Here is a 25,113-nt window from a genome sequence, read left to right on the forward strand (position 1 = left end):
CAGCGTCAGCTTTCACCTACATTCCTGTCGCTTTTCCTGCGCTTCTACTAATAATCTCCCGCAAAGTGGGCGATATATTCCCCGCGCAGCAGAAAAACGAGTAAAGACTTTGTAAGGTTGGCCCTGCTTATTTCATAATGCGCGCTTATTGGATCCCCTCGATGGGTCCGCGCGCCCTTCAGAGGTAAGTCGATTCCCATGAACCGCACCGGCCGCGCCCTTGCACTGGGCTGCCTGTTGCTCCTTCAGCCCCTGCTCGCGCTCGCACAAGCAGGCGGCAACTCGTTGTTAATCCCAGCGATGGGTCGTTGCACCCTCAATACCCAGCCGCAAGACCTGGAACAGGCTCTCGCTGCCTGCCAGAAAGCGTCGGAGGAAGGGGATGCGCAAGCGCAATACGAGTTGGGTGAGTTCTACTACGACGGCAAAAACACGCCGCGCGACCTCAATAAAGCCCTGAACTACTTCGAAAAAGCCTCGCTGCAAGGCCACGCTCAGGCGCAATTCAAACTTGGCACCATGTTCTTTCATGGCGAAGGCGTACCGGCCAATAACGTCCAAGCGTATATCGTGCTGAAAATGGCCGCGGTCAATGGCGCTGAAGATGCGCTGGACACGGCTGACGAAGTCGCCGAGAAAATGCCCCGCGAAGATCTGGAAGTTGCAACCCAGGTACTGGGGCAAATCTTCCGCAAGTACCTGATGGAATTGCAGAGCGCCGATGGGCGTACGCCGTTCTCGCCACTTCCCTGATTTCTGCATCGAACTTTCTGGCCCCTTCGCGGGCAAGCCCGCTCCCACATTTAACCGCGTTCTAACTTAAGGACACGGTCTACTGTGGGAGCGGGCTTGCTCGCGAATGGGGGCGACTCGATCTTGAGGCTTACTTCTCAGGCATCGGCATCGGAAACGGCATGACATTGCCGACCGCGCCGCGGGCTTCGCTGATTTTCGGCGTGCCGAGGCGCTCGACTTCGTCGATGCGCACGATCGAATGCATCGGCACGAAACTGCGCACAACACCTTCGAACTGAGCCTTGAGCTTCTCTTCACTCGGATCGACGACGACTTGTGTGCGCTCGCCAAAGACGAACTCTTCCACTTCCAGGAAGCCCCACAGATCACTTTGATAGATCTGCTTGGCGTACATTTCGTACACCTGGCCCTGGTTGAGGAAAATCACCTTGTAGATTGGAGCTTCACGTTTGGTCATGGTGGGCGAGCAACACATCGGGGATAAAAATGAGGGCGCGAACTATAGCATAGCCGCCGGACGCGCAGCGGTAGGAACCTGGGGACATGTTCCCTATAATGCGCGGTTCTTTGAATCACGTGATGACTCTTTCCATGGCCAAGAAGCTTTACATCGAAACCCACGGTTGCCAAATGAACGAGTACGACAGCTCGCGCATGGTCGATCTGCTGGGTGAACACCAGGCCCTGGAAGTCACCGCTCGCGCTGAAGACGCCGACGTGATCCTGCTCAACACCTGTTCGATCCGCGAACGTGCCCAGGACCGGGTGTATTCCCAGCTCGGCCGTTGGCGCGAACTGAAACTGGCAAACCCGGACATGGTGATCGCCGTCGGCGGTTGCGTGGCCAGCCAGGAAGGCGCGGCCATCCGCGATCGCGCGCCTTATGTCGATGTGGTATTCGGCCCGCAGACCCTGCACCGCCTGCCGGAAATGATCGACGCTGCACGCCTGACCAAACTGCCACAGGTTGACGTCTCGTTCCCGGAAATAGAAAAATTCGACCACTTGCCCGAGCCGCGCATCGATGGCCCGAGTGCTTACGTATCGGTCATGGAAGGTTGCAGCAAGTACTGCACCTTTTGCGTGGTGCCGTACACCCGCGGCGAAGAAGTCAGCCGACCGTTCGACGATGTGATTGCCGAGATCATTCACCTGGCCGAAAACGGCGTGCGTGAAGTGACCTTGCTGGGCCAGAACGTCAACGGCTATCGCGGGACCACTCACGACGGACGCCTGGCGGACCTGGCCGAGCTGATCCGGGTGGTGGCCGCCGTCGATGGCATCGACCGCATCCGCTACACCACGTCCCACCCGCTGGAATTCTCCGACAGCCTGATCCAGGCCCACGCCGAAGTGCCGGAACTGGTAAAGCACCTGCACTTGCCGGTGCAGTCGGGTTCGGACCGGATTCTCTCGGCGATGAAGCGCAACCACACCGCGCTGGAATACAAATCCAAACTGCGCAAGCTGCGGGCTGCCGTGCCGGGGATCTGCATCAGCTCGGACTTCATCGTCGGCTTCCCGGGTGAGACCGAAAAAGACTTCGAACAGACCATGAAGCTGATCGAAGACGTCGGTTTCGACTTTTCCTACTCGTTCGTCTATAGCCAGCGCCCGGGCACCCCGGCTGCCGATCTGGCCGACGAAACGCCGGAAGCGCTGAAAAAAGAACGCCTGAACGCCCTGCAACATCGCCTGAACCAGCAAGGTTTCGAGATCAGCCGACAAATGGTCGGTTCGATCCAGCGGATCCTGGTGACCGATTATTCGAAAAAAGACCCCGGCGAACTGCAAGGCCGGACCGAGAACAACCGTATCGTCAACTTCCGCTGCGACAATCCAACCTTGATCGGGCAGTTCGCCGATGTGCATATCGACGCCGCACAACCGCACTCGCTGCGGGGCTCACTGGTTCAGTAACACCATATTTCCCTGTGGGAGCGAGCTTGCTCGCGATGGCGCCAGCCCATACAACTTAAATGTTGAATGTCAGACCGTCATCGCGAGCACGCTCGCTCCCACAGGGGAAGCTGTTCAACATTGGTCTGTATAAGAGCTTTCGCACCCAGGCCACTGGCGTTATCCTTGATTTCATCTTAATTGCCCCAGGGCGGCTAAATACGACCTTGAACGCACCCATAGAACCACATCGTTTCATCCTCGAGCCCTTTGAGGCTCGCCGCTTCGCCAATCTGTGCGGGCAATTCGACGAGCATCTGCGCTTGATCGAACAGCGCCTGAATATCGAGATCCGCAACCGCGGCGACCAGTTCGAACTGATCGGCGATCCCAAGCACACCACCTCCGCGGAAAACCTCCTGCGCCGCCTGTACCGGGAAACCAAGGGTACCGAGCTGTCGCCAGACGTGGTTCACCTGTTCCTGCAGGAATCGGCCGTCGAAGAGCTGGACAACGTCTCCCCCGGCGAACCCTCCGTGGCCCTGCGCACCAAAAAAGGCATGATTCGCCCCCGTGGCTTGAATCAGCTGCGCTACGTGAAGGAAATCCTCGGTAACGACATCAATTTCGGCATCGGCCCGGCCGGTACCGGCAAGACCTATCTGGCCGTTGCCTGCGCAGTAGATGCGCTGGAACGCGAGCAGATTCGCCGCATCCTGCTGGTGCGCCCGGCGGTTGAAGCAGGTGAAAAACTCGGTTTCCTGCCCGGCGACCTGTCGCAGAAAATCGACCCGTACCTGCGCCCGCTCTACGACGCACTCTACGAAATGCTCGGCTTCGAACACGTGGCCAAGCTGATCGAGCGCCAGGTGATCGAAGTCGCGCCGCTGGCTTACATGCGCGGTCGGACGTTGAACAACAGCTTCATCATCCTCGACGAAAGCCAGAACACCACCGTCGAACAGATGAAAATGTTCCTGACCCGCATCGGCTTCGGCTCTACCGCGGTCATCACTGGCGACATCACCCAGGTCGACCTGCCGAAAGGCACCAAGTCCGGGCTGCACCATGTGATCGAAGTGCTCAAAGACGTGCCGGGCATCAGCTTCACCCATTTCATGCCCAAGGACGTCGTACGCCATCCATTGGTGCAACGCATTGTCGAAGCCTACGAGCGCTTCGAGAATCGCGTCGCCGAAGAAGCGCCAAAGGATAAACGCCACGATGCTTGAGCTTGATCTGCAACTGGCCACTGAAGCGCCTGTTCCCAGCGAAGCCGAGTTCCGCCAATGGTGCGAACTGGCCTTGCGCCAGCGCACCGCCGACTCCGAAATGACCATCCGTTTGGTCGATGAAGAAGAAGCCCGCGAGCTCAACTCCACCTGGCGGAATAAAGACTATGCCACCAACGTTTTGTCGTTCCCGGCCGATGTCCCCGACGAATTTCTCGACATTCCCCTGCTGGGCGATCTGGTGATCTGCGTGGCGGTGGTCGAGCGCGAAGCCGCCGAACAAGGCAAGGCACTCAAGGCCCACTGGGCGCACCTGGTCATTCACGGCTGCTTGCATCTACTGGGTTACGACCATATAGATGACGACGAAGCTGAAGAAATGGAAGCACTGGAACAAACGTTGCTTGCAGAGTTGGGCTATCCCGACCCTTATGCGGACGACGAAACAGACGCATCCCCTATCGTTACAACAAAGGATTCAGAGTAATCGCTATGAGCGAAGATCGATCGAGCAACGGGCAAAAGTCTTGGCTGGGTAAGCTCACCCAGGCTTTTGCCCACGAGCCGAAGAACCGCCAGGAGCTGCTGGAGCTGCTGCGCGACGCACACCAAAACAAGTTGCTGGACAGCGAAGCGCTGGCCATCGTCGAAGGCGCCATCCAGGTTGCGGACCTGCAAGTACGGGACATCATGGTCCCGCGCTCGCAGATGGTCAGCATCAAGGCGACCCAGACACCCCGCGAGTTCCTGCCTGCCGTGGTCGACTCGGCCCACTCCCGCTACCCGGTGATCGGCGAAAGCCACGATGACGTGATGGGCGTGTTGCTGGCCAAGGACTTGCTGCCGTTGATCCTCCAGGAGAACGGCGACAGCTTCAACATCAAGGACCTGCTGCGCCCGGCCACTTTCGTACCGGAGTCCAAGCGTCTGAATGTGCTGCTGCGCGAGTTCCGCGCCAACCACAACCACATGGCCATCGTCATCGACGAATATGGCGGTGTGGCGGGTCTGGTGACCATCGAAGACGTGCTGGAACAGATCGTCGGCGACATCGAAGACGAGCATGACGTCGAAGAAGACAGCTACATCAAGCCACTGCCCAGCGGTGACTTCCTGATCAAGGCCCTGACGCCGATCGAGAACTTCAACGAGTTCTTCGACAGCGAGTTCTCCGATGACGAATTCGACACCGTTGGCGGTCTGGTGATGAGCGCGTTCGGGCACTTGCCAAAACGCAACGAAATCACTGAAATCGGCCCTTATCGTTTCCGCATCCTGAACGCCGACAGCCGTCGGATTCACCTGCTGCGCCTGACACCTATCGCCCGGTAAAAACTAAGGATAGAAATGCGCTGGATAACCCGCCCCGGCTGGCCCGGTAACCTGCTGGCCGTGGTGGCCGGTGCAATCACCACCCTGGCGTTAGCGCCGTATGATATCTGGCCGTTGGCATTGCTGGCGGTCGGCTTCTTCTATGCCGGTTTGCGTGAACTGAGCCCCCGTCAGGCCCTTGGCCGCGGCTGGTGTTTCGGTTTCGGTCTGTTTGGCGCCGGCACCAGCTGGATCTACTACAGCATTCACCACTTCGGCGGCGCCTCGGTGCTGCTGGCCGGTTTCCTGATGCTGATCTTCACGGCGGCGATTGCCTGGTTCTTCGCCCTGCCCGCATGGATCTGGGCGCGCTGGCTACGCCGTAACGAAGCGCCGCTGGCCGATGCCCTGGCGTTTGCAGCGTTGTGGGTCGGTCAGGAAGCCTTTCGCGGCTGGTTTCTTACCGGTTTCCCTTGGCTCTATTCCGGTTACAGCCAGCTCGACGGCCCATTGGCCGGGCTCGCGCCAGTCGGTGGAATGTGGCTGATTTCCTTCACTCTGGCCCTCACAGCCGCGCTGATCTATAACGCCTTGCGTCTGTTCAAAACGGGACGCAAAGGTTTCATCGCCGCAGGTGTGTTGCTACTGATCGGCCCCTGGTTGGCCGGTATGGCACTCAAGGAGCACGCCTGGACCAGCCCGGCCGGCGCACCGCTGAGCGTCGCCGCAATCCAGGGCAACATCGAACAGAGCATGAAGTGGGATCCGGCGCAGCTCAATGCGCAGCTGGCGCTGTACCGCGACATGAGCTTCAGCTCCAAACGCGTTGACCTGTTGATCTGGCCGGAAACGGCTATCCCGGTGCTCAAGGAGTCCGCCGAGGGCTACCTGAACATGATGGGAAACTTCGCCGCAGAGCGTAAGTCCGCGCTGATTACCGGCGTACCGATTCGCGAGGAAGTCCACCACGAAAAGCGTTTCTTCAACGGCATTACCGTCGTCGGTGAAGGCGATGGCACCTACCTCAAGCAGAAGCTGGTGCCGTTTGGCGAATACGTTCCGTTGCAGGACGTTCTGCGCGGCCTGATCGCCTTCTTCGACCTGCCGATGTCGGATTTTGCCCGCGGCCCTGCCGATCAGCCGATGTTGCAGGCCAAGGGTTATCAAATTGCGCCGTACATCTGCTACGAAGTGGTCTATCCGGAGTTCGCCGCCAGCCTCGCCGCTCGCAGCGATCTGCTGCTGACCATCAGCAACGACACCTGGTTTGGCACCTCCATCGGCCCGTTGCAACACTTGCAGATGGCGCAGATGCGCGCGCTTGAAGCCGGTCGCTGGATGATTCGCGCCACCAACAACGGCGTGACCGGTCTGATTAACCCATTCGGTCAGATCACGGTGCAGATCCCGCAGTTCGAACGCGGCATCCTCTACGGCGAAGTGGTGCCGATGCACAACCTGACGCCCTACCTGGAATGGCGTTCGTGGCCGCTGATCATCATTTGCTTGCTGTTGTTTGGCTGGGCGCTGGTCGCGAACCGGATGGCCAAGACTGTTTAACCCGTAAATGATCGTTCCCACGCGCAGCAAAGGAATGCCGCCAGGAACGCTCCGCGTCCGCTGTTGACGCTGTGACGCAGAGCGTCACGGGATGCATTCCTTTGCTGCGCGTGGGAACGATCGAACTTTAGCGATAGAAAAGCGAATATCCCACCTGCCCCACCGCCTCGTTCATCAATTGACCGCTCTGCCAGATCGACTTGAATTCCGGCATCCAGCCGCCCAATGGCCGGGCATTGTCCCCGCCGAGAAATCCGACCGGCGCCGGCACCACCTCAAACCCTGCCTTCTGGAAACTCCACACCGCGCGCGGCATGTGCCACGCCTGGGTCACGACCACCACGCGCTTGATCCCCTCCGGCAACAACACCTCAGCGCTGAACTGCGCGTTTTCCCAGGTTGTGCGGCTGCGCCCTTCCTGCCAACGCACGGTCACGCCGAAATCATCGAGCATAGAGTCCGCCATCAACTTGGCTTCGCTCGGCGGCGAACCATAATGCAGGCCACCGCTGGTCAGGATCGGCAGGCCGGACGACTTGGCCAATCGCGCGGCATAACGCTCGCGTTCCAGGCCTACGCCGGTGGGCTGATCGGCGCCCCAGGCCCGGTCGCCACGTTCACGGCCCGACCCCAACACCACGATCGCATCCGCGCGCTGACTCAAGGTTGCCCACTCGTCGCGAACCAGTGGCGGTTCGCGCTCAAGGATCTCGGCGCTCCACTGCACCATTATCGGCAGGCTCATCAGCCAGAATCCCCCCGCGCCCAACGCAAAGCACACGTTTGCAAGACGCGGCCGGGAGCGGCGCAACCACCAGGCAAGAAGCAGCAGCAGCAAAAAAATGCCGGGAGGTAATAGAAGTTGTTTAACGAAATAGCGAAAAGGCATCGAGCATCTCCTTAAAGATGCCCGAAGCCTAAGTGGGTTGACGCAATGCGACAACAAACGCGGAAGGACTATGCTTCAAAAAACCAAACGTCATGGCTCTGCGCCCTTACTTGAATTGCAGAGACCGGACCTTTACCGCGTCCCTGCCGGGTGTTTTGTCCTTGAGCCAGATGATCTTGGCCGAACGTGGTGCGTCGAGTTGCTTCACTGCCTCTGACAAGCATCCGTGTGTCTCACGTTCACTGCGATCCAGATACGCTTTGACCAGTGCAAACTCTGCGGGGCTAAGGCCACGCAACTCCAGCTCCAAGGGACGTTCATCGCGCAACCGGTCAGCGGTTTTTGCCGCGTCGAGGGCCATGCCCAGACGATCGATCAGTCGTTCATACAGCTGTGGTTTTGTAACTTTTTGCCGTGAATCAACCATCCCTCACCTCATTGAAGATAAGACTTACTCCCCATTTAGAGCTTAGCTTCCATGAACAAACCGGCTGGGTGCTGCGACCAACGGCCCTCGCAGCGGGTTTCGGGAGACCTGCGGCAGCAATCAGGGTTTCCCTCGGTAGAGCGCGGTCATGTATGCTACGGCGCTTCCTGTAACTCCACTTCCAGCTCGTCTGGGCACCGAAACGCCGATTTGGCGTGATCACCGTCCAGCGTTGCATTGAAGAGGATTAGGCCACCCCTATTCAGTTCAAAAGTAGCCATGCACGAACAATATCAGCCCCGTGAAATCGAAGCCGCCGCCCAGTCGTTCTGGGACGAGCAAAAGTCCTTTGAAGTCAGTGAACAGCCAGGCAAGGAGACTTTCTACTGCCTGTCGATGTTCCCTTACCCCAGCGGCAAGCTACACATGGGGCACGTGCGCAACTACACCATTGGCGACGTGATCTCCCGCTACCAGCGCATGCTAGGCAAGAACGTCCTGCAACCCATGGGTTGGGACGCCTTCGGCATGCCGGCGGAAAACGCCGCAATGAAAAACCACGTAGCGCCCGCCAAGTGGACCTACGAAAACATCGCCTACATGAAAACCCAGCTGCGCAGCCTGGGCCTCGCGGTGGACTGGTCCCGCGAAGTCACTACCTGCAAGCCTGATTACTACCGCTGGGAACAATGGCTGTTCACTCGCCTGTTCGAAAAAGGCGTGATTTACAAAAAAAGCGGCACCGTGAACTGGGACCCGGTCGACCAGACCGTCCTGGCCAACGAACAGGTGATCGACGGTCGCGGCTGGCGTTCCGGCGCGCTGATCGAGAAGCGCGAAATCCCGATGTACTACTTCAAGATCACCGCCTACGCGGATGAGTTGCTGTCGGGCCTCGACGATCTGCCGGGCTGGCCTGAACAGGTCAAGACCATGCAGCGCAACTGGATCGGCAAGTCCCGCGGCATGGAAGTACAGTTCCCGTACAACGTCGATTCCATCGGCGAAAGCGGCGTACTGAAAGTCTTCACCACCCGTCCGGACACCCTGATGGGCGCGACCTACGTTGCCGTAGCCGCCGAACACCATTTGGCGACCCTGGCTGCGCAGAACAACCCAGAGCTGCAAGCGTTCATCGCTGAATGCAAGGGCGGCAGCGTCGCCGAAGCCGACGTCGCCACCCAAGAGAAAAAAGGCCTGCCGACCTCGCTGTTCGTCGAGCACCCGCTGACCGGTGAAAAACTCCCGGTGTGGGTCGCCAACTACGTGCTGATGCACTACGGCGACGGCGCGGTGATGGCGGTTCCGGCTCACGACGAACGCGATTTCGAGTTCGCCACCAAGTACAACCTGCCGATCAAGTCCGTGGTGCGCACCAGTTCCGGTGACACCAACCCGGCCCCGTGGCAGGACGCTTATGGCGAGCACGGCACGCTGATCAATTCCGGTGAGTTCGACGGCCTCGACTTCGAAGGCGCTTTCGACGCCATGGAAGTCGCGCTGATCAAGAAAAACCTCGGCGCCTCGCGTACCCAGTTCCGCCTGCGCGACTGGGGCATCAGCCGTCAGCGCTACTGGGGCTGCCCGATCCCGATCATCCACTGCGACACTTGCGGTGATGTGCCGGTCCCGGAAGATCAACTGCCTGTCGTACTGCCGGAAGACGTGGTGCCGGACGGCGCCGGTTCGCCGCTGGCGCGCATGCCCGAGTTCTACGAGTGCAACTGCCCTAAATGCGGTGCACCGGCCAAGCGTGAAACCGACACCATGGACACCTTCGTCGAGTCCTCGTGGTATTACGCACGCTACGCCTCGCCGCACTATGAAGGCGGCCTGGTGGAAAAATCGGCGGCCGACCATTGGTTGCCAGTTGATCAGTACATCGGCGGTATCGAACACGCCATTCTTCACCTGCTTTATGCCCGTTTCTTCCACAAGCTGATGCGTGATGAAGGCCTGGTGAGTTCCAACGAACCGTTCAAGAACCTGCTGACCCAGGGCATGGTGATCGCCGAGACTTACTATCGTCGTGAAGCCAATGGTGCTTACACCTGGTTCAACCCGGCGGACGTGGAACTCGAGCGTGACAGCAAGGCCAAGGTTGTTAGCGCCAAGTTGATCGCAGACGGCCTGCCGGTGGAAATCGGTGGCACCGAGAAGATGGCCAAGTCCAAGAACAACGGCGTCGACCCACAGTCGATGATTGACCAGTTCGGCGCCGACACCTGCCGTCTGTTCATGATGTTCGCCTCGCCACCCGACATGAGCGCGGAATGGTCCGACTCCGGTGTAGAAGGTTCGCACCGCTTCCTCAAGCGCGTCTGGCGTCTGGCTCAAGCGCACGTTACTCGGGGCCTGCCGGGCAAACTGGACATCGCCAGCCTTAATGACGAGCAGAAAGTCATTCGCCGTTCGATCCACCAGGCCATCAAGCAGGCCAGCCACGATGTCGGCCAAAACCACAAATTCAACACCGCCATCGCCCAGGTGATGACGCTGATGAACGTGCTGGAAAAAGCCCCGCAAGGCACCGGGCAGGAGCGTGCGCTGGTTCACGAAGGCCTGGAAACCGTCGTCCTGCTGCTGGCGCCTATCACTCCGCACATCAGTCATGAACTGTGGCATCAACTGGATCACGCCGACCCGGTAATCGATGCGGGCTGGCCGGTGCTGGACGAGAGCGCTCTGGTGCAGGACAGCCTGCAGCTTGTCATTCAAGTGAATGGCAAACTGCGCGGCCACATCGAAATGCCGGCCAGCGCCAGTCGCGAAGAAGTCGAAGCCGCCGCACGGGCCAACGAGAACGTGCTGCGTTTTGTCGACGGCCTGACGATTCGTAAAGTGATCGTAGTGCCCGGGAAACTGGTCAATATCGTCGCCAGCTAATTGGATCGGGCGCCAGGTCATGCCTGGCGCCGAGTTAAACCTTTCGGGCCGCAAGATCGGCCCACATGGTTTCAAGGGGAGCAACAAGATGATCAAACGCAATTTGCTGGTGATGGGCCTCGCCGTTCTGCTGAGCGCCTGCGGTTTCCAGCTGCGCGGCACCGGCACCACTGAACTGGCGTTCAAGGAACTCGACCTGAGCGCCCGCAACGCTTATGGCGAAACCGTGACGCAAATGCGTCAGGTGCTGGAAGGCAGTGGCGTCAAGGTCTACAGCGGTGCGCCTTACAAACTGGTACTGACTGACGAGCAGGAAACCCAGCGCATTCTCAGCTACGCAGGTGCCGGTCGTACTGGCGAGTACCAGATGAGCACAGTGCTCAGCTACGACATCCGTGGTCAGGGCGAACTACCGCTCTTGAGCGACAAGCTCGAAGTGCAGAAAGTCTTCATCCATGACGGTAACAACCTGGTGGGTTCCGACCAGGAAGCCAACGATGCTCGTAAAGAAATGCGTCGTGAGCTGGTTCAACGCATGATGCTGCGTCTGCAACAACTCACTCCGACTCAGTTGGAGCAACTGCAACAGACCGCCGACAACAGGGCCAAGGCTGAAGCCCAGGCACTGGAAGCCGCTCAGAAAGCTGAAGCGGACACTCCGCGTCAGTCGCCTATCCAACTGCCGCAGCAGTAAGACTTACGGGGCGCTCCGGCGCCCCGTTCGCCCTCTCTATGAAACTCGCCCCCGCCCAACTCGCCAAACATCTGCAAGGCTCCCTTGCGCCGGTCTATATCATCAGTGGCGATGACCCACTGCTGTGTCAGGAAGCCGCCGACGCCATTCGTGCCGCCGCCCGCCAACAGGGTTTCGACGAACGCCAGGTATTCGCCGCCGACGCCAGTTTTGACTGGGGCACGTTGCTGCAAGCTGGCGCTAGCATGTCATTGTTCGCCGAAAAACGTTTGCTGGAACTGCGCCTGCCGTCCGGCAAACCCGGTGACAAAGGCGCCGCCGCATTCATCGAGTACTGCGCCAAACCGGCCGAAGACACGATATTGCTGATCAGCCTGCCCAAGCTTGATGGCAGCGCGCAGAAAACCAAGTGGGGCAAGGCGCTGGTCGAAGGCCAGCAGACTCAGTTCGTGCAAATCTGGCCGGTGGATGCCAGCCAGCTGCCGGGCTGGATCCGTCAACGGTTGTCCCAGGCCGGTCTTTCCGCCAGCCAGGACGCGGTCGAACTGATCGCCGCGCGAGTCGAGGGCAACCTGCTGGCCGCCGCCCAGGAAATCGAAAAGCTCAAGTTGATGGCCGAAGGTGGTCAGATCACTGTTGAAACCGTGCAGGCTGCGGTGGCTGACAGTGCGCGCTTCGATGTCTTCGGTCTGACCGATGCAATTCTCAACGGCGAAGCCGCCCATGCCTTGCGCATGCTCGAAGGATTGCGCGGTGAAGGCGTCGAACCACCGGTGATTCTCTGGGCCCTGGCCCGGGAGCTGCGCCTGCTGGCCAACCTGTCGTTGCAATACAGCCAGGGGGTGCCACTGGACAAAGCCTTCAGTCAGGCCCGACCGCCGATCTGGGACAAACGCAAACCGCTGATGAGCAAAGCCCTGCAACGCTACTCGGCGCAACGCTGGGCACAGTTGTTGCTGGAAGCGCAGCGCATTGACGCACAGATCAAAGGCCAGGCTGCCGGTTCGCCGTGGATGAGTTTGAGCCGGTTGTCGTTGTTGATGGCTGGTCAGCGGCTGACATTGCCTGCCGAGTAATCACACGCTAGCCGCTGGCGAAGCCTGCGTTCGGCAGCTACAGGTTCTGCGATCGACGAAAGGTCCTACGCAATGCAGGGACTAGACAAAACGCTAACTTCGGCCGATGATTTGCCCCGCAAAACCCACTCACTTGCGAGCAATCATCATGAGCAAAAAGCCATCCACGCATGGCCCCAACAAGGCCAAATCCATCGTCGCCCAGCCACTGTTCCGCAGCCGTCAGGAACGAGCCGGCAAGGGCAAAGGCAGCTACCGCCGCGAAGCCTTCCAGTCTAATAGCTGGGAGGCTTCTTACTTTCTGGCGGCCTGAAAGGCAAGCGCTCGCTCAACATGTTAAGGTCTGCACCTGATTCGTATTCCCTGGACCCGTGCATGCCCTTTTGTCTTTCCCGTCGTTGGCACCTGCGCCAACTGATCGCTGCCTCCAGCCTCATTTTGCTTGTCGCCTGCGCGGAAAAACCGACCGCCGCCGACGCCCAGCCGCTTCAGACACTCCCCGTTGCGACAGCCCCTGCGGTCATTCCGCCCGTGGTTCCGACCGGTGAAGACCTCAACATCCAGCCCACCCAGACCTTCGCCGAATGGCAGGCGGGTTTCCGCAAGGACGCCTTGGCTGCCGGCATCCGCGCCGACCTGTTCGACCGCGCCTTCGCCAATGTCAGCGTGGACACCAGTGTGATCCGTGCCGACCGCAGCCAGCCAGAATTCTCCCGCCCTGTGTGGGAATACCTCGACGGCGCCCTTTCGCCGCTGCGCGTGCGTAAAGGTGAGGCGCTGGTCAGTCAGTACGCCGACATCCTGCAAAGCATCGAACAGCGCTACGGCGTTGATCGCCAGGCGCTGGTCGCGGTGTGGGGCATGGAGAGTAACTTCGGGCAGTTCCAGGGCAGCAAGTCGGTGATCAACTCCCTCGCGACCCTGGCCTACGAAGGCCGTCGCCCTGGTTTCGCCCACGCGCAACTGATCGCCGCCCTGCAGATCCTGCAACAGGGTGATATCGAACCGGAGAAAATGCTCGGTTCCTGGGCCGGCGCCATGGGCCAGACCCAGTTCATTCCGACCACTTACAACACCCACGCCGTGGATTTCGATGGCGACGGACGCCGCGACATCTGGGGCAGCTCCGCCGACGCCCTGGCCTCGACCGCGCACTACCTGCAGAGCTCTGGCTGGCAGAGAGGCCAACCGTGGGGCTTCGAAGTGCAACTGCCGGGCAGCTTCAATTACGTATTGGCCGATGGCACGATTCGCAAGAGCCTGTCCGAATGGCAGCAACTGGGTGTCTCACTGCCCAACGGCGGCCAGGTTCCGCCAGGCTCCGAACACCTGTCAGCCTCCCTGCTGCTGCCGGCCGGTTATCGTGGCCCGGCGTTCCTGGTGCTCGATAACTTCCGCGCGATCCTCAAATACAACAACTCGTCGTCCTACGCTTTGGCCGTGAGCCTGTTGTCCGAGCGCTTGAACGGCTCAGGCTTTATCAACGGCATGTGGCCCAAGGATGATTTGCCGCTGAGCCGTACCGAACGGATCGAGCTGCAAAGCCTGCTGAGCGCCCAGAACTACGACGCGGGCACCGCCGACGGCATCATCGGCGCCAACACCCGCAAAGCGATCCGCAGCGCCCAGCAGTCATTTGGCTGGCCGGCGGATGGGTATCCGACACACAAGTTGCTCGAAGGCCTGCGTAGCCGCTAAAAGCATCGCGGGCAAGCCCGCTCCCACAGGATTCAAGTTGAACGCAACTATCGCATTCACCTTTGAACGTGTGGGAGCGGGCTTGCCCGCGATGACTGACTATCAGACGACCAGGCTCTAAGACTTGACCACCACATCCTGCTCCAACACCAACTCCTTGTTCCCCGCATCCAGCCTCACCAACGCCCCCATGGGCAACGTCAGGTTCGGATCACAATGTCCGCTGCGCCACCCTGCCAGCACCGGTATGCACAACGGCTCAAACGTCTGCTTGAGCAAACGCTCAAGTGCGCCGACGTCCACGCCCGCCACATCCCCCACCAGAACCCCGCGCAGCTTGTGCAGCGTGCCGGCCAAACGCAGATGGGTCAGCAGCCGATCGATGCGATACAGCGGCTCGTTGATGTCTTCGATGAACAGGATGACGCCCTCGGCATCGATCTCGTAAGGCGTGCCCATGGTCGCGGCGATCAGTGACAGATTGCCGCCCAGCAAGCGCCCGTGAGCGATGCCTGGCTCAATCATGGTCAGCGGGCAGGCCACCGGGTGAGCCAGCACGCTGCCCGCTTTCACTTGCCCTCTGAGCATGTTGAAAAACGAGGGCTCGGTTGGTTTTTGCTTGTCACCCAACAGGTCGGCGTTGAGCATCGGACCATGGAAGGTCACGAAACCGGCATAACGGCTGATCGCCAAATGCAGCGCGGTGATGTCGCTGTAGCCGATGAACGGCTTGGCGTTGTTACGCAACAGGTCGAAATCGATGCGATCAAGCAACCGTGGCGTACCGTAGCCACCGCGCAAGCAAATAATGGCGTCGACCTCGTTGTCGGCAAACGCGGTGTGCAGGTCGTTGAGCCGCACATCATCGCTACCCGCCAGGTAGTTATCCTTCTCGTACACCCCGGGAAACACCCGCAGCGAATAACCACGAGCGCGCATCCAGGCGATAGCTTTGTCGGTGTCCAGCGCCGCGGGGCCTGCAGGCGCGATGACGCCAATCAGCCCTTCCGACGGCAAGGCCGGAACAGGAGCGTGTGGACAAAGCGTGTGGGTCGGTCGAACGGTCATCCATGAATCTCCCTGTGTGAAAGCTTCAACACACAGTAGTCAGGAACGGGGACAAACAGAAGAGGGTCAATCGCCCGGCAGGTTGCAGGAAAAGACTGTCATTGCCGTGAGCAAGGCAAAAAAATGCCCGCAAGGCTGGTCAAGCCTTGCGGGCGGTTTGTATCAGGACGACATCAGCTGGGATTTAACCAGATTCGCCTGCTCGTCGGCGTGGTACGAGGAACGTACCAACGGGCCGGAAGCGACGTTTTTGAAGCCCATCTTGTAACCTTCCTCGGCGAACCAGGCGAACACGTCCGGGTGCACGAAACGCTGGACCGGCAAGTGGCTGCGGGACGGTTGCAGGTACTGGCCCAGGGTCAGCATGTCGATGTCGTGTTCGCGCATGCGCTTCATGACTTCGATGACTTCTTCATCGGTTTCGCCCAGACCCAGCATCAGGCCGGACTTGGTCGGAATGTGCGGCATCATCTGCTTGAAGCGTTGCAGCAGGGTCAAAGACCACTGGTAATCCGAACCCGGACGCGCAGCCTTGTACAGGCGCGGCACGGTTTCCAGGTTGTGGTTGAACACATCCGGCGGCTCGGCAGCGGTGATTTCCAGCGCGACGTCCATGCGGCCACGGTAATCCGGGACCAGGGTTTCGAGCTGCACGTTCGGCGACAGCTTGCGGATCTCGCGGATGCAGTCGGCAAAGTGCTGGGCACCGCCGTCACGCAGGTCGTCGCGGTCAACCGAGGTGATTACCACGTATTTGAGTTTCAGGTCGGCAATGGCGATGGCCAGGCTTTCCGGTTCGTTGACGTCCAGTGGCTTCGGCCGACCGTGGCCAACGTCGCAGAACGGGCAACGACGGGTGCAGATGTCACCCATGATCATGAAGGTCGCAGTGCCGCCAGAGAAGCACTCGCCCAGGTTCGGGCAGGAGGCTTCTTCGCACACGCTGTGCAGCTTGTGTTTGCGCAGCAGGGCCTTGATACGGTCGACTTCCGGGGAAACCGGGATGCGCACGCGAATCCAGTCAGGTTTCTTCGGCAGTTCGGTGGTCGGAATGATCTTTACCGGGATACGTGCAACCTTCTCGGCGCCGCGCAGCTTGACGCCGGCTTCAACCTTGGCACGCGGGGCCGGACGCTCAGTGACATCGAGCGTCGGGATCATGGTTTGCACTGCATCAGTAGTCATATCAGTCGATTCCGCCCGTTAGGGTCGTCTGCTCAGCATAGTCGAGGTGTTTGACGAGCTGCGCGCGCAGCCGGGCACTTACCTCGGCAAATTCAATCGATCCTGCGTGATCGCTCAGCTGGGTCATCGCCAGCCCGGCGTAGCCGCAGGGGTTAATCCGTCGAAACGGTTCCAGGTTCATATCCACGTTCAGGGCCAGGCCATGAAAGGAGCAACCGTGGCGGATCCGCAGACCCAGAGACGCGATTTTCGCGCCATTGACGTAGACACCTGGCGCGTCAGGTTTGGCTGCTGCGGTCACTCCGTAGCTGGCCAGCAGCTCGATCAGGCAGTGTTCCATGCGGGTGACCAGGTCACGCACCCCGAACCCCAGCTTGCGTACGTCGAGCAACAGATAGGCCACTAGCTGGCCGGGACCGTGATATGTCACTTGACCACCGCGATCGACCTGTACCACCGGAATATCCCCCGGCAGCAACAAGTGCTCGGCCTTGCCGGCCTGGCCCTGGGTGAACACTGGCGGATGCTCGACCAGCCAGATCTCGTCCGCGGCATCGCTGCCGCGTTCGTTGGTGAAACGTTGCATGGCATGCCAGACCGGCTCGTAAGCCATCTGGCCGAGCTCGCGAAAGCCCACCGCGGCAGACATCACAGCACCATGTGCACGAAACCGGTAGCCCGCAACTCGCTGTTGATGTCGTACAGCTGTTCTTGGCCGGTGGCGATGATGTGCAACTGGATGGTCGTGTATTTGCCGTTGGTACTCTGGCGCTCGGCCAGGGTCTTGTGGTCAACGGTCGCGTGCTTCTCAAGGATCGCAATGATCTTGTCCTTGAAACCCACACCGGTGTCGCCGATTACCTTGATCGGGTAATCCGCGCAGGGGAATTCGATTTTTGGCGCCTTTACTTCGGTGTCGGTCATGGCGTAACGGCCTCGTAAGCCGTGGCAACGGACATGGCCCCGTTCCGGATTGGAGCGGGGCCATGCGAGTCCACACTAATTCAGTTGAACAAGCCGTAGAAGAATAGACGGATGCTATCCCACATGCGACGGAAGATACCACCCTCGTCGACCGCGTCCAGAGCGATCAGGTCCGCGCTGTGCACAACCTTGTCGTCCAGTTTCACTTCGACTTTACCGATTACGTCGCCCTTGGCGATTGGCGCAATCAGTTGCGGGTTCATGGTCATGCTGGCAGCGAGCTTTTTCAGCTGGCCTTTCGGCAGAGTCATGGTCAGGTCTTGGGCCAGGCCAGCCTTGACTTGATTGGTGGTGCCTTTCCAGACAGGTGCCTGAGCCAGCTCGGCGCCTTTCTGATAGAAGGTCTGGGTTTCGAAGAAGCGGAAACCGTAGGTCAGCAGCTTCTGGGTTTCGGAGGCGCGAGCCACTTCGCTGTTGGTGCCAAACACCACGGCGATCAAGCGCATGCCATCACGTACAGCCGAAGACACCATGCAGTAGCCGGCTTCCTCGGTGTGACCGGTTTTCAAACCATCAACGGTCTTGTCTCGCCACAGCAGCAGGTTACGGTTAGGTTGCTTGATGCCGTTCCAGAAGAACTCTTTCTGCGAGTAGATCGCGTAGTGAGCCGGGTCTTCGTGGATGATCGCGCGAGCCAGCACGGCCATGTCGTGAGCCGACGAGTAGTGCTCTGGGTTCGGCAGACCGGTCGGGTTCATGAAGTGGCTGTTGGTCATGCCCAGGTCGACCACGGTTTTGTTCATCATGTCGGCGAACGCGTCTTCGCTGCCGGCGATGTGCTCAGAAAGCGCAACACTGGCGTCGTTACCCGACTGAATGATGATGCCGTGCAGCAGGTCGCTGACAGTCACTTGCGAGCCGACCTTGATGAACATCCGCGAACCGCCGGTACGCCAGGCGTTTTCGCTGACCGTCACCGGATCGTTTTCACCGATCTGGCCACGACGGATTTCCAGGGTCGCGATGTACGCGGTCATCAGCTTGGTCAGGCTGGCCGGCGGCAGACGCTGGTCACCGTTGTTCTCTACCAGCACGTTGCCGCTGCTGGCGTCCATGAGCACGTAGGATTTGGCGGCCAGTTGTGGTGGCGACGGCATCATCTCGACCGCGAAAGCGGCAGGCGAGATGAGCAGCGGGACTAGCAGGCACAGGCGTTTGGCAAAGGTGGTGATGTTCATCCGTCTCTCGAAATCGCTAATGGAAACTGCCCAAGGGCAAAACTAATCAGACGGCTTCTAACAGGCCGTCGCGTGTTCAGTTGTTCACTCAGAACCCTTGCCGGGCTTTTGTTCTTCAACGAGCCAACAACCAGGTTCACCCCCCAAACCGCAAGCGAACCGTCAATCAATTACTACGTATTACTCGGCGGTGACCAGGCTCGGCGAACCGAGATTGGCCAGTCGCACGCTGTTCTGCACTTGCTGGATTTCACCCGGCGACCCGATCGGCCCCAGGCGCACCCGATGTAATGTCTGTTGATTGCGCACGATCGAACTGATGAACACCGGAGCGCTCACCATCCCGCTGAGCTTCGATCTCAGGAGTTCTGCAGCGTCCGGGTTGGCGAACGCGCCCACCTGCAGATACTGGCCAGAGGCTGGTACAGAAGCGTTTTTTTTTGCATCGATCGGCACAGGCACGACAGCTGCGGCGTGTTGCTGAGGCGGTGGCGTCCATTGTTCGACGGTGCCGGCCGACGCCGTAATCGTCGGGGCGCTATTTTGCGCGACTTGCGGCTCGTTAAGCATCAAAGGCGCCGGACGGCCTTTGGCTGCCCACCATTGCTGCGGGTCGATGCCTTCGACCTTGACCCGCGCGGTGCCGGTTTCGGCATAGCCGAGTTTCTTGGCCGCGGCGTAGGACAAGTCGATGATCCGGTCCGAGTAGAACGGCCCACGGTCGTTGACTCGCAGGACTACGCTCTTGTTGTTATCCAGGTTGGTCACCCGAACGTAACTTGGCAGTGGCAAGGTCTTGTGAGCGGCACTCATGCCGTACAGGTCGTAAACCTCGCCATTGGCGGTGTTCTGGCCGTGGAACTTGGTGCCGTACCAGGACGCAGTGCCCGAAGCCACGTAGGTCTTGGATTCCTGCAACGGGAAATAAGTCTTGCCCAGCACGGTGTATGGGTTGGCTTTATAAGGACCTGTATGCAGGGTCGGCGTGGCATCCGGGATGCGCGATACGTCGACGTCCCACCATGGCGCGCCATCTTTGTGGGCCCGGTTGATGTCCAGCCCCGGCGCAGAACGCACGGCAGTCGTGGACTTTTGCGCCGGCGAGCGGCTGGTCGAGCAACTGGCAACCAGCAACGCCAACGCGGCGAATGCCATCAGCTTCAGGGGTTTATTCATAGGCAATGCCCGCATTACTTGACGCCCCGTGCTTGGACCAGCTGTTCAGACAGTTGATGTACGGCCATGGCGTACATCACGCTGCGGTTATAACGCGTGATCGCGTAAAAATTCGTCAGACCCATCCAGTATTCAGGGCCGTTGTCACCTTCCAGGCGAAAAGCCGTGACCGGCATATCATCGCGCAGCGCATCATGACTTGACCACCCTAGAGCCCGCAACTCCCCGACGGTTTTAGTCGGTTCAATGCCGGTGGTCAAACCTTCGTCCACCTGATCGCCACGAACATCCGCGCGGCTGACCACAGGTTCACCGGCGACCCAGCCGTGGAGCTTGAAATAACTGGCGACGCTGCCAATGGCATCGTCCGGATTGGTCCAGATATTAATGTGGCCGTCACCATCGAAATCCACCGCGTAGGCGCGAAAACTGCTCGGCATGAATTGCGGCAACCCCATCGCGCCGGCGTATGAGCCTTTGAGGGTCAGCGGATCGACCTGCTCTTCACGGGCCAGCAACAGAAACTCACGCAATTCCTTGCGGAAAAATTCGGCACGAGGAGGATAGTCGAAACCCAGGGTCGATAAAGCATCGATCACCCGGAAATTTCCGGTATTGCGACCGAAAAAGGTCTCAACACCAATGATCGAAACAATAACCTGCGCCGGCACGCCGTATTCCTGCTCCGCACGGGCCAGTATTGCCTCGTGCTGACGCCAGAAATCCACACCACGGGCAATACGCGCGTCGGTGATGAACATCGGACGATATTCGCTCCACTGCTTGACCCGTTCGGCGGGTTTCGAGATCGCGTCCAGAATCGACTGTTTGCGCTCGGCTTCGCGCAACACGCCCATCAACTGTTCACCGGCAAAACCGTAGTCGCGGGTCATTTCACCGACGAATTCGGCCACCTGGGGCGAGCCTTCGTAATCGCCGGCCAACGCTTCCTGCGCTGTGCCAAGGATGCTTACCAGGCCGACCCACGGCGCATATCGAGTCGCCCAGCCACGCATTAGTTGCATTGAAATCTTCACCTTATTCAAACCTGTGCGATCCACTTACGATGGGTATGGATCGACATCAAAACCCCAAACGCTGACAGCAGCGTCACCAGCGAAGTTCCTCCGTAGCTAATGAACGGCAACGGCACCCCCACAACCGGCAACAGGCCACTGACCATACCGATGTTGACGAAAACGTAAACAAAAAACGTCATGGTCAGGCTGCCCGCGAGCAATTTGCCGAACAATGTCTGGGCCTGAGCGGTAATCACCAGCCCGCGACCGATCAATAGCAGGTAAATCAGCAGCAGTGCGCAGATACCCACCAGGCCGAATTCTTCGCCCATGACCGCAATAATGAAATCGGTATGGCTTTCCGGCAGGAAGTCCAGGTGCGACTGGGTGCCGAGCAACCAGCCCTTGCCGAACACACCGCCGGAACCGATGGCGGCCTTGGACTGAATGATGTTCCAGCCGGTCCCCAGCGGATCGCTCTCCGGATCAAGAAATGTCAGGACTCGCTGCTTCTGGTAATCGTGCATGACGAAGTACCACATGGCGACAGCCACCGGCACAGCCGCGGCAATCACGCTGAGGATCCAGCGCCAGCGCAGGCCGCCCATGAACAGAACGAACGCGCCACCCGCCAGGATCAGCAGCGAAGTGCCGAGGTCGGGCTGGCGCACGATCAGGATGAAGGGCAGCCCGATCAGAAACAGACTGACGCCCACATGCTTGAGCTGCGGCGGCAAGGTGCGCTTGGACAGGTACCAGGCGATGGTCGCCGGCATCAGGATCTTCATGAATTCCGAGGGCTGGAAGCGGATCACCCCGGGAATGTTGATCCAGCGCGTGGCGCCCATGGCGTTGTGGCCCATCACGTCCACGACCACCAGCAAGAGCACGCCGAGCACGTAACCGACCGGCACCCAGCGAGCCATGAAGCGCGGCTCGAACTGGGCGATGACGATCATCGACACCAGGCCGATACCGAATGAAGTGGCTTGCTTGGCCAGCAGATCCCAGCTCTTGCCGCTGGCCGAATACAGCACGAACAGACTGCCTGCGGCGAGGGTCAGCAGCAGGATCAGCAACGGGCCATCGATGTGCATGCGTTGCAACAGCGTCGCGCGGCGACGCATCACATCCTCGCTGGAGAGGATGCGATCGAAATTATTCTTCACGGGCCGTAGCCTCCGCACTGATAGGGCTGGCGTATTCGGCCTTCAACCGACCGTCCTGGTCCAGAAGCCAGGCGTCCATGATTTGCCGCACCACCGGCGCTGCGACGCCAGAACCGGACTCGCCGTTCTCGACCATCACCGACACCACGATTTGCGGGTTATCGGCCGGCGCGAAGCCGACGAACAAGGCGTGGTCGCGATGGCGCTCCTGAACCTTGGAGCGGTCGTACTTCTCACCCTGCTTGATCGCGACCACCTGAGCCGTACCACTTTTGCCCGCGATGCGGTATTGAGCACCGATCGCCGCTTTACGCGCCGTACCCCGGGCACCGTGCATCACCTGTTGCATGCCGTGGTTGACCTTGGCCCAGTCGGACGGATCACGCAGGATGATGTCCGGCATCGGGTCTTCATCCTTCGGTCGCTCGCCTTCGACGGTCTTGGCCAGGTGCGGACGGTTCCACACACCCTTGCTCGCCACCAGTGCCGTGGCCTGGGCCAGTTGCAAGGGCGTTGATTGCATGTAGCCCTGACCAATGCCGAGAATCAGCGTTTCGCCCGGGAACCAGGCCTGACGTCGGGTTGCCCGCTTCCACTCCCGTGTCGGCATCAGCCCCGGCGACTCTTCGAACATGTCCAGCGAGACCTTCTGACCGATGCCGAACTTGCTCATGTACGCCGACAAGCGATCGATTCCCAGTTTGTGGGCCAGGTCGTAGAAGTAGGTGTCGTTGGAACGCATGATCGCCGTGTCCAGATCGACGTAGCCGTCGCCGGTACGGTTCCAGTTACGGTATTTGTGGTCGTAATTGGGCAACTGGTAATAGCCGGGGTCGTACACCCGACTCGACGCAGTCACGACGCCCGCATCCAGACCGGCAATCGCCACCGCCGGCTTGATGGTCGAACCTGGCGGATAGAGGCCGCGCAGGACACGGTTGAACAACGGCCGGTCGATGGAATCGCGCAACTCGGCATAGGCCTTGAAGCTGATGCCGGTGACGAACAGGTTCGGATCGAAACTCGGCGCACTGACCATCGCCAGCACTTCGCCGGTTTTCGGGTCCAGCGCCACCACTGCGCCACGACGACCACCCAGTGCGGCTTCGGCTGCTTCCTGCAATTTGATGTCCAGACTCAGGACGATGTCCTTGCCGGGAATCGGATCGGTACGCTTGAGCACGCGCAACACACGGCCTCGAGCGTTGGTCTCGACTTCTTCGTAACCCACCTGACCGTGCAGTTCGGGCTCGTAGAAGCGCTCGATACCGGTTTTGCCGATGTGGTGGGTGCCGCTGTAATTGACCGGATCGAGTGACTTCAGCTCTTTCTCGTTGATCCGCCCCATGTAACCCACCGAGTGCGCAAAGTGCGGGCCCTGCGGGTAGTGACGCACCAGCTGCGCAACCACTTCCACACCCGGCAGACGGAACTGGTTCACCGCGATGCGGGCAATCTGTTCTTCGGTCAGCTCGAACAGGATCGGCACCGGCTCGAACGGCCGACGCCCCTGACGCATGCGCTTCTCGAAGATCACCCGATCCTCGGGCGTCAGCTCCAGCACTTCGACAATGACGTCGAGCACTTGCTGCCAGTCGCCGGAGCGCTCACGGGTCATGCTCAAGCTGAAGCTGGGCCGGTTATCGGCCACCACCACGCCATTGCGATCAAAGATCAACCCGCGTGTCGGCGGAATCGGCTGCACATGGACGCGGTTGTTTTCCGACAGGGTCGAGTGGTACTCGTACTGAATCACCTGGAGGAAATACAGCCGCGCGATCAGCACGCAGATCAGCGCCACCACCGCAATTGCCCCGAACACGACGCGGCCACGCACCAGACGGGCGTCTTTTTCGTGGTCCTTGATGCGGATCGGTTGGGGCATGAGGGCAGAACTACTTGTGGTAAGGGTGGCCGGACAGGACTGTCCAGGCACGATACAGCTGTTCGCCGATCAGGATTCGCACCAACGGGTGCGGCAACGTCAACGGCGAGAGCGACCAGCGCTGATCGGCCCGGGCACAGACTTCCGGCGCCAGCCCTTCGGGACCGCCGACCATGAAATTCACCGTGCGCGAGTCCAGCCGCCAGCGATCGAGCTCGACCGCCAGCTGCTCGGTGCTCCAGGGCTTGCCGTGGACTTCGAGGGTCACAACGCGCTCGTTCGGCCCGACCTTGGCCAGCATGGCTTCGCCTTCCTGACGGATGAAGCGCGCCACGTCGGCGTTCTTGCCACGGGTGTTGAGCGGTATTTCCACCAGTTCCAGCGCCAGCTCGGACGGAAGACGCTTGGCATATTCATGCCAGCCTTCTTCCACCCACTTGGGCATGCGTGAACCGACAGCGATCAGTCGCAGTCGCACAGCGATCCCTTATTGCTGGTCTTTGTTGAGCTTGACGAAGTGCTCATGGCTGTTTTCAGGGCTGTGGTGAGCCGCGTTCAGAGCACGACTCTGCTCTGCACCGGACCACAGACGCTCAAGGTCGTAAAACTGACGAGCCGAGGCAGTCATCATGTGCACGATGACATCGTCCATATCCAGCAACACCCAGTCGCTGTCGCCCTTGCCTTCTTCACCCAGGGGCTTGACGCCCAGGGCCTTGACCGCTTCGCGGACCTTGTCCAGCATCGCGCCGATCTGGCGGTTGGACGTACCGGTGGCGATGATCATGTAGTCAGTGATGCTCTGCTTTTCGCGAACGTCGATGACCTGGATGTCCTGGCCCTTGACGTCTTCGAGGGCGGCTACGGCAACCTTGACCAGCTCATCACCCTTCAGCGGCTCGTTGGTCAGAACCGGCTCAGGCAGCGGGGCGCTTTTGAACGTGCCTTTACGCTTTACTTTAGTTACGTCTTTGTTCGTCATATAAAACTCGTTTTGCTCGTATGTTCGGGCGCTTCGGTT

Annotated in this window: 25 protein-coding genes; 11 read left to right on the forward strand and 14 right to left on the reverse strand. The window is 59.8% G+C overall.

All coding sequences use genetic code 11. From position 1 onward, the window contains the following. Nucleotides 1-198 precede the first annotated feature (198 nt). Nucleotides 199-753, forward strand: coding sequence for a tetratricopeptide repeat protein (locus FQ185_RS17315; RefSeq protein ID WP_149418464.1), 555 nt, complete (start codon nucleotides 199-201; stop codon nucleotides 751-753). 130 nt (nucleotides 754-883) lie between these two features. Here FQ185_RS17315 and FQ185_RS17320 read toward each other — a convergent pair whose 3' ends face one another. Further along, nucleotides 884-1,213 (reverse strand): DUF1820 family protein, encoded by a 330-nt coding sequence (locus FQ185_RS17320; protein ID WP_007894425.1) that lies wholly within the window; start codon nucleotides 1,211-1,213, stop codon nucleotides 884-886. 134 nt (nucleotides 1,214-1,347) lie between these two features. Here FQ185_RS17320 and miaB point away from each other — a divergent pair, with 134 nt between their 5' ends. The 5 genes from miaB to lnt all read left to right on the forward strand — a co-directional run bounded on the left by miaB (nucleotide 1,348) and on the right by lnt (nucleotide 6,758). Continuing rightward, nucleotides 1,348-2,676: a tRNA (N6-isopentenyl adenosine(37)-C2)-methylthiotransferase MiaB gene (miaB, locus tag FQ185_RS17325; protein WP_178113549.1), complete on the forward strand. Its 1,329-nt coding sequence runs from the start codon at nucleotides 1,348-1,350 to the stop codon at nucleotides 2,674-2,676. A gap of 206 nt (nucleotides 2,677-2,882) precedes the next feature. After that, complete coding sequence (locus tag FQ185_RS17330) at nucleotides 2,883-3,887, forward strand: PhoH family protein (protein ID WP_149418466.1); 1,005 nt, start codon at nucleotides 2,883-2,885, stop codon at nucleotides 3,885-3,887. Beyond that, nucleotides 3,880-4,374: an rRNA maturation RNase YbeY gene (gene ybeY, locus FQ185_RS17335; RefSeq protein ID WP_149418467.1), complete on the forward strand. Its 495-nt coding sequence runs from the start codon at nucleotides 3,880-3,882 to the stop codon at nucleotides 4,372-4,374. Before FQ185_RS17330 ends, ybeY begins: the two co-directional genes overlap by 8 nt. Before the next feature lie 5 nt (nucleotides 4,375-4,379). Beyond that, nucleotides 4,380-5,219, forward strand: a complete 840-nt coding sequence (locus FQ185_RS17340) for an HlyC/CorC family transporter (RefSeq protein ID WP_149418468.1) — start codon at nucleotides 4,380-4,382, stop codon at nucleotides 5,217-5,219. A gap of 15 nt (nucleotides 5,220-5,234) precedes the next feature. Beyond that, nucleotides 5,235-6,758 (forward strand): apolipoprotein N-acyltransferase, encoded by a 1,524-nt coding sequence (lnt, locus tag FQ185_RS17345; RefSeq protein ID WP_149418469.1) that lies wholly within the window; start codon nucleotides 5,235-5,237, stop codon nucleotides 6,756-6,758. A 127-nt stretch (nucleotides 6,759-6,885) separates the two neighbouring features. Here lnt and FQ185_RS17350 read toward each other — a convergent pair whose 3' ends face one another. Together FQ185_RS17350 and FQ185_RS17355 are read right to left on the reverse strand one after the other, a co-directional pair. Then, a complete protein-coding gene (locus FQ185_RS17350; RefSeq protein WP_149418470.1) occupies nucleotides 6,886-7,647 on the reverse strand; it encodes a YdcF family protein in 762 nt (253 codons plus the stop codon). Nucleotides 7,648-7,753: 106 nt separating this feature from the next. After that, the gene (locus FQ185_RS17355) at nucleotides 7,754-8,074 is read right to left on the reverse strand and encodes a hypothetical protein (protein WP_149418471.1); all 321 of its coding nucleotides are present in this window, start codon (nucleotides 8,072-8,074) and stop codon (nucleotides 7,754-7,756) included. Nucleotides 8,075-8,353: 279 nt separating this feature from the next. Here FQ185_RS17355 and leuS point away from each other — a divergent pair, with 279 nt between their 5' ends. From leuS to FQ185_RS17380, 5 genes are all read left to right on the forward strand, one after another. Beyond that, nucleotides 8,354-10,960, forward strand: coding sequence for a leucine--tRNA ligase (gene leuS / locus FQ185_RS17360; protein ID WP_149418472.1), 2,607 nt, complete (start codon nucleotides 8,354-8,356; stop codon nucleotides 10,958-10,960). Nucleotides 10,961-11,048: 88 nt separating this feature from the next. Next, nucleotides 11,049-11,654, forward strand: coding sequence for an LPS assembly lipoprotein LptE (gene lptE, locus FQ185_RS17365; protein WP_149418473.1), 606 nt, complete (start codon nucleotides 11,049-11,051; stop codon nucleotides 11,652-11,654). 38 nt (nucleotides 11,655-11,692) lie between these two features. After that, nucleotides 11,693-12,730: a DNA polymerase III subunit delta gene (gene holA, locus FQ185_RS17370; protein ID WP_149418474.1), complete on the forward strand. Its 1,038-nt coding sequence runs from the start codon at nucleotides 11,693-11,695 to the stop codon at nucleotides 12,728-12,730. Nucleotides 12,731-12,878: 148 nt separating this feature from the next. Beyond that, a complete protein-coding gene (gene arfA / locus FQ185_RS17375; protein ID WP_095057248.1) occupies nucleotides 12,879-13,043 on the forward strand; it encodes an alternative ribosome rescue factor ArfA in 165 nt (54 codons plus the stop codon). A 62-nt stretch (nucleotides 13,044-13,105) separates the two neighbouring features. Beyond that, the gene (locus tag FQ185_RS17380; protein WP_149418475.1) at nucleotides 13,106-14,428 is read left to right on the forward strand and encodes a lytic murein transglycosylase; all 1,323 of its coding nucleotides are present in this window, start codon (nucleotides 13,106-13,108) and stop codon (nucleotides 14,426-14,428) included. 117 nt (nucleotides 14,429-14,545) lie between these two features. Here the strand turns inward: FQ185_RS17380 and FQ185_RS17385 are convergent, their stop codons facing one another. From FQ185_RS17385 to rsfS, 11 genes are all read right to left on the reverse strand, one after another. Continuing rightward, entirely contained in the window at nucleotides 14,546-15,496 is a 951-nt protein-coding gene (locus FQ185_RS17385) for an LD-carboxypeptidase (protein WP_149418476.1), read from the reverse strand. A 162-nt stretch (nucleotides 15,497-15,658) separates the two neighbouring features. Then, entirely contained in the window at nucleotides 15,659-16,681 is a 1,023-nt protein-coding gene (gene lipA / locus FQ185_RS17390) for a lipoyl synthase (protein WP_149418477.1), read from the reverse strand. A gap of 1 nt (nucleotide 16,682) precedes the next feature. Further along, nucleotides 16,683-17,330 carry a lipoyl(octanoyl) transferase LipB gene (gene lipB, locus FQ185_RS17395; protein ID WP_149418478.1) on the reverse strand — a complete coding sequence of 216 codons (648 nt, stop codon included), beginning with the start codon at nucleotides 17,328-17,330 and terminating at the stop codon, nucleotides 16,683-16,685. Continuing rightward, complete coding sequence (locus FQ185_RS17400; protein WP_008152827.1) at nucleotides 17,330-17,605, reverse strand: DUF493 domain-containing protein; 276 nt, start codon at nucleotides 17,603-17,605, stop codon at nucleotides 17,330-17,332. The genes lipB and FQ185_RS17400 overlap by 1 nt, the downstream gene beginning before the upstream one ends. Before the next feature lie 80 nt (nucleotides 17,606-17,685). Beyond that, a complete protein-coding gene (locus FQ185_RS17405) occupies nucleotides 17,686-18,843 on the reverse strand; it encodes a D-alanyl-D-alanine carboxypeptidase family protein (RefSeq protein WP_149418479.1) in 1,158 nt (385 codons plus the stop codon). A gap of 180 nt (nucleotides 18,844-19,023) precedes the next feature. Next, complete coding sequence (locus FQ185_RS17410; RefSeq protein ID WP_149418480.1) at nucleotides 19,024-20,034, reverse strand: septal ring lytic transglycosylase RlpA family protein; 1,011 nt, start codon at nucleotides 20,032-20,034, stop codon at nucleotides 19,024-19,026. Beyond that, entirely contained in the window at nucleotides 20,034-21,044 is a 1,011-nt protein-coding gene (mltB, locus tag FQ185_RS17415; protein ID WP_149418481.1) for a lytic murein transglycosylase B, read from the reverse strand. Before mltB ends, FQ185_RS17410 begins: the two co-directional genes overlap by 1 nt. Nucleotides 21,045-21,061: 17 nt before the next feature. Continuing rightward, nucleotides 21,062-22,165 carry a rod shape-determining protein RodA gene (gene rodA / locus FQ185_RS17420; RefSeq protein WP_178113555.1) on the reverse strand — a complete coding sequence of 368 codons (1,104 nt, stop codon included), beginning with the start codon at nucleotides 22,163-22,165 and terminating at the stop codon, nucleotides 21,062-21,064. A 31-nt stretch (nucleotides 22,166-22,196) separates the two neighbouring features. Further along, nucleotides 22,197-24,092 carry a penicillin-binding protein 2 gene (mrdA, locus tag FQ185_RS17425; RefSeq protein ID WP_149418483.1) on the reverse strand — a complete coding sequence of 632 codons (1,896 nt, stop codon included), beginning with the start codon at nucleotides 24,090-24,092 and terminating at the stop codon, nucleotides 22,197-22,199. Between the two features lie 10 nt (nucleotides 24,093-24,102). After that, on the reverse strand, nucleotides 24,103-24,570 hold the full coding sequence (gene rlmH, locus FQ185_RS17430) for a 23S rRNA (pseudouridine(1915)-N(3))-methyltransferase RlmH (RefSeq protein ID WP_007937439.1): 468 nt from the start codon (nucleotides 24,568-24,570) through the stop codon (nucleotides 24,103-24,105). A gap of 9 nt (nucleotides 24,571-24,579) precedes the next feature. Then, nucleotides 24,580-25,074, reverse strand: coding sequence for a ribosome silencing factor (gene rsfS, locus FQ185_RS17435; RefSeq protein ID WP_149418484.1), 495 nt, complete (start codon nucleotides 25,072-25,074; stop codon nucleotides 24,580-24,582). Nucleotides 25,075-25,113: the final 39 nt, after the last annotated feature.

The sequence above is a fragment of the Pseudomonas sp. ANT_H12B genome, assembly GCF_008369325.1.
Classification (GTDB): Bacteria; Pseudomonadota; Gammaproteobacteria; order Pseudomonadales; family Pseudomonadaceae; genus Aquipseudomonas.

Bases quoted from the DNA above. Each gene is read 5' to 3' on its own strand.
- FQ185_RS17315 (WP_149418464.1), top strand. From the start codon at position 199: ATGAACCGCACCGGCCGCGCCCTTGCACTGGGCTGCCTGTTGCTCCTT.
- FQ185_RS17320 (WP_007894425.1), bottom strand. From the start codon at position 1,213: ATGACCAAACGTGAAGCTCCAATCTACAAGGTGATTTTCCTCAACCAG.
- miaB (WP_178113549.1), top strand. From the start codon at position 1,348: ATGGCCAAGAAGCTTTACATCGAAACCCACGGTTGCCAAATGAACGAG.
- ybeY (WP_149418467.1), top strand. From the start codon at position 3,880: ATGCTTGAGCTTGATCTGCAACTGGCCACTGAAGCGCCTGTTCCCAGC.
- FQ185_RS17340 (WP_149418468.1), top strand. From the start codon at position 4,380: ATGAGCGAAGATCGATCGAGCAACGGGCAAAAGTCTTGGCTGGGTAAG.
- lnt (WP_149418469.1), top strand. From the start codon at position 5,235: ATGCGCTGGATAACCCGCCCCGGCTGGCCCGGTAACCTGCTGGCCGTG.
- FQ185_RS17350 (WP_149418470.1), bottom strand. From the start codon at position 7,647: ATGCCTTTTCGCTATTTCGTTAAACAACTTCTATTACCTCCCGGCATT.
- FQ185_RS17355 (WP_149418471.1), bottom strand. From the start codon at position 8,074: ATGGTTGATTCACGGCAAAAAGTTACAAAACCACAGCTGTATGAACGA.
- leuS (WP_149418472.1), top strand. From the start codon at position 8,354: ATGCACGAACAATATCAGCCCCGTGAAATCGAAGCCGCCGCCCAGTCG.
- lptE (WP_149418473.1), top strand. From the start codon at position 11,049: ATGATCAAACGCAATTTGCTGGTGATGGGCCTCGCCGTTCTGCTGAGC.
- holA (WP_149418474.1), top strand. From the start codon at position 11,693: ATGAAACTCGCCCCCGCCCAACTCGCCAAACATCTGCAAGGCTCCCTT.
- arfA (WP_095057248.1), top strand. From the start codon at position 12,879: ATGAGCAAAAAGCCATCCACGCATGGCCCCAACAAGGCCAAATCCATC.
- FQ185_RS17380 (WP_149418475.1), top strand. From the start codon at position 13,106: ATGCCCTTTTGTCTTTCCCGTCGTTGGCACCTGCGCCAACTGATCGCT.
- FQ185_RS17385 (WP_149418476.1), bottom strand. From the start codon at position 15,496: ATGACCGTTCGACCGACCCACACGCTTTGTCCACACGCTCCTGTTCCG.
- lipA (WP_149418477.1), bottom strand. From the start codon at position 16,681: ATGACTACTGATGCAGTGCAAACCATGATCCCGACGCTCGATGTCACT.
- lipB (WP_149418478.1), bottom strand. From the start codon at position 17,330: ATGTCTGCCGCGGTGGGCTTTCGCGAGCTCGGCCAGATGGCTTACGAG.
- FQ185_RS17400 (WP_008152827.1), bottom strand. From the start codon at position 17,605: ATGACCGACACCGAAGTAAAGGCGCCAAAAATCGAATTCCCCTGCGCG.
- FQ185_RS17405 (WP_149418479.1), bottom strand. From the start codon at position 18,843: ATGAACATCACCACCTTTGCCAAACGCCTGTGCCTGCTAGTCCCGCTG.
- FQ185_RS17410 (WP_149418480.1), bottom strand. From the start codon at position 20,034: ATGCGGGCATTGCCTATGAATAAACCCCTGAAGCTGATGGCATTCGCC.
- mltB (WP_149418481.1), bottom strand. From the start codon at position 21,044: ATGCAACTAATGCGTGGCTGGGCGACTCGATATGCGCCGTGGGTCGGC.
- rodA (WP_178113555.1), bottom strand. From the start codon at position 22,165: ATGCGTCGCCGCGCGACGCTGTTGCAACGCATGCACATCGATGGCCCG.
- mrdA (WP_149418483.1), bottom strand. From the start codon at position 24,092: ATGCCCCAACCGATCCGCATCAAGGACCACGAAAAAGACGCCCGTCTG.
- rsfS (WP_149418484.1), bottom strand. From the start codon at position 25,074: ATGACGAACAAAGACGTAACTAAAGTAAAGCGTAAAGGCACGTTCAAA.